The following is a 2632-nucleotide window of genomic DNA, read 5'->3' as shown; positions in this document are numbered from 1 at the left end:
CCGACCGCCCGCCGACTAGGGCGACGCCACGCATGCCCGGCAGCGACCTGCCGACCCGCCCACCGCCCCACCCGAGGCCACCGCTAAGCCCCAAGGCCGCTGACAACACTTGAGGCCACCAACACCCCCGCCACCACCTGTGGCCATCGGCACCACGGGCAACCAACGGCACCACCCGAGGCCATGGGCACCAAGGCCATCGGCACCACCCGAGCACTGACACCACCGGCACCACTTAGACCGTCCGGCACCACTTAGACCGTCCGGGGCGGAATAGACCGTCCGGCATTACTGGCTGGCGGCGACCGGGCCAGCCTAAGCACCGACAACACACATACACACACCCGACCGGCAGAGGCAGGGGACGACCGACGTCGCGCGTCGGTCCGGGCCGCCTGCGGACCTCTCGTCCCCATCCACGAACACGGAGAGTAATCATGTCAGAACCGGCCATCACGGTCACCGGCTTGCGCAAGTCGTACGGCGAGAAGGTCGTGCTCGACGGCATCGACCTGCGGGTCGCCAGGGGAACGATCTTCTCGCTGCTCGGCCCGAACGGGGCCGGGAAGACGACCATGGTCAAGATCCTGTCCACGCTGATCCCCGCGGACGGCGGCGAGCTGCGGATCGCCGGGCACGACCCCGCCCGGGACGCCGACGCGGTGCGCGCCGCGATCGGCGTCACGGGCCAGTACTCGGCGGTGGACAACCTGCTGACCGGGCGGGAGAACCTGGCCCTGATGGGCGACCTCCGCCATCTCGGCCGGGCGGCGTCCCGGCGCCGCGCCGACGAGCTGCTGGAGCGGTTCGACCTGGTGGAAGCGGGCCGGAAGCCGGCGAGCACCTACTCCGGCGGCATGCGGCGCAGACTCGACCTGGCGATGACGCTGGTGGGGAACCCGGCCGTGATCTTCCTCGACGAGCCCACCACCGGCCTCGACCCCCGCAGCCGCCGCACCATGTGGCGGACCATCCGGGACCTCGTCGCGGGCGGCGTCACGATCTTCCTCACCACCCAGTACCTGGAGGAGGCCGACCAGCTCGCCGACCGGATCGCGCTCCTCGACGGCGGGCGGCTGATCGCCGAGGGCACCGCCGACGAGCTCAAGCGCCTCATCCCCGGCGGCCACATCCTGCTGCGGTTCGCCGACCCGGCCGCCGTCTCCGCCGCCGTCGGCGCCCTGGCCGACGCCGCCCTCGGCGAGGACGGCCTGTCCCTGCGGGTCCCGAGCGACGGCGGCGTCCGCTCGATGCGGGACCTGTTCGCCCGCCTCGACGACCTGGCGATCGACGTGGCGGAGATGTCCGTGCACACCCCCGACCTCGACGACGTCTTCCTCACCCTCACCGGCCGGCACGACAAGGAGCCCCAGCGATGAGCACCGTGACCCACTCCCTGACCGACACGACGACGATGCTGCGCCGCCAGCTCCGGCGGATGCTGCGCTACCCGTCGTTGACGGTGATGCTCGTCGGCATGCCGGTGGTCTTCCTGCTGCTGTTCGTCTACGTCTTCGGCGGCACCCTCGGCGACGGTATCGGGGGCGGCTCCGGCGGGCGCGGCGCCTACGTCGACTACGTGGCGCCCGGCCTTATCCTGATGGCGATGGCCGCCACCGCGCAGGGCACCGCCATCTCGGTCGCCATGGACATGACCGAGGGCATCGTCGACCGCTTCCGCACCATGGCGATCTGGCGCCCGGCGGTGCTCACCGGGCACGTGATCGCCAGCGTCGTCCAAGCCCTGCTGGGCATCGTGGTCGTCGTCGGCGTCGCCTTCGCGATCGGCTTCCGGCCGGACGCGTCCCCGGTCGAGTGGCTCGCCGCGGCGGGCCTGGTCACCGGGACCGCGCTCGCCCTCACCTGGCTGGCGGTGGGGCTGGGCCTCGCCGCCAAGACCGTCGAGAGCGCCAGCAACTCCCCGATGATCCTGCTGCTCCTGCCGTTCTTCGGCAGCGGCTTCGTCCCGACCGACACGATGCCCACCGCGCTGCGCTGGTTCGCCGAGTACCAGCCCTTCACGCCCCTCACCGAGACCCTGCGCGGCCTCCTCATGGGCGACCGGATCGGCGACAGCGGCGTCCAGGCCGTCGCCTGGTGCGCCGGCGTCACGGTCGCCGGCTACCTGTGGTCGAAGTACCGCTTCAACCGCGCGGCCCACTGACCCCCGCCCCGCCGCCGGGGTGGCATGGAGCACGAGTCCAGGCGGATCGGGGGTCAGCGGAGGGCGACGGCCCGCACTCGGTCGAGCTGGACGAGGACGTCGCAGAACGCGGCCAGGCCGACCGGGCGGGGTTCCACCGGCTAGTCGGAACCGACGTCGCGGGCGGGGCGGCCCGGCGCAGCCGGCTCCGGGCGGGCTCGGGGACCGTCCGCAGATCGAGCATGTAGTCCTCGTACCGGGCCAGCCCGAGCGTGTGCTCGTTGCTGCCCTCGGCTGCCGGGCCGATCGTGAAACGCCGAAGGGCGCCGTCGGGGGCGAAGGCGTTGAAGATGGTGTCGGTGAGTTAGGCGTGGTGGCAGGCGAGGTGGTGGTTTTTGGCGTGTTCGCGGAGTTCGGGTTCTTCGGTGGCGCAGCGGTCGGTGGCCAGGGGGCAGCGGGTGCGGAAGCGGCAGCCGGACGGCGGGGACA

General features: G+C 72.2%; 3 protein-coding genes. 2 read left to right on the top strand and 1 reads right to left on the bottom strand.

The annotated features are described in order from the left end of the window. Positions 1–437 precede the first annotated feature (437 nt). Positions 438–1379, top strand: a complete 942-nt coding sequence (locus tag DMH08_RS39240) for an ATP-binding cassette domain-containing protein (RefSeq protein ID WP_125621321.1) — start codon at positions 438–440, stop codon at positions 1377–1379. After that, positions 1376–2164: an ABC transporter permease gene (locus tag DMH08_RS39235; RefSeq protein ID WP_125621318.1), complete on the top strand. Its 789-nt coding sequence runs from the start codon at positions 1376–1378 to the stop codon at positions 2162–2164. Before DMH08_RS39240 ends, DMH08_RS39235 begins: the two co-directional genes overlap by 4 nt. A 343-nt stretch (positions 2165–2507) precedes the next feature. Here the strand turns inward: DMH08_RS39235 and DMH08_RS39230 are convergent. Next, positions 2508–2632 (bottom strand): oligopeptide/dipeptide ABC transporter ATP-binding protein (locus tag DMH08_RS39230; RefSeq protein ID WP_325052990.1); only part of this gene is annotated, 125 nt, incomplete at its 5' end.

It is taken from the genome of Actinomadura sp. WAC 06369 (assembly GCF_003947565.1).
GTDB classification, from domain to species: domain Bacteria; phylum Actinomycetota; class Actinomycetes; order Streptosporangiales; family Streptosporangiaceae; genus Spirillospora; species Spirillospora rifamycini.
The sequence above is the reverse complement of the archived record's forward strand: the minus strand, read 5'-3'. Positions and strand labels throughout refer to the sequence as shown.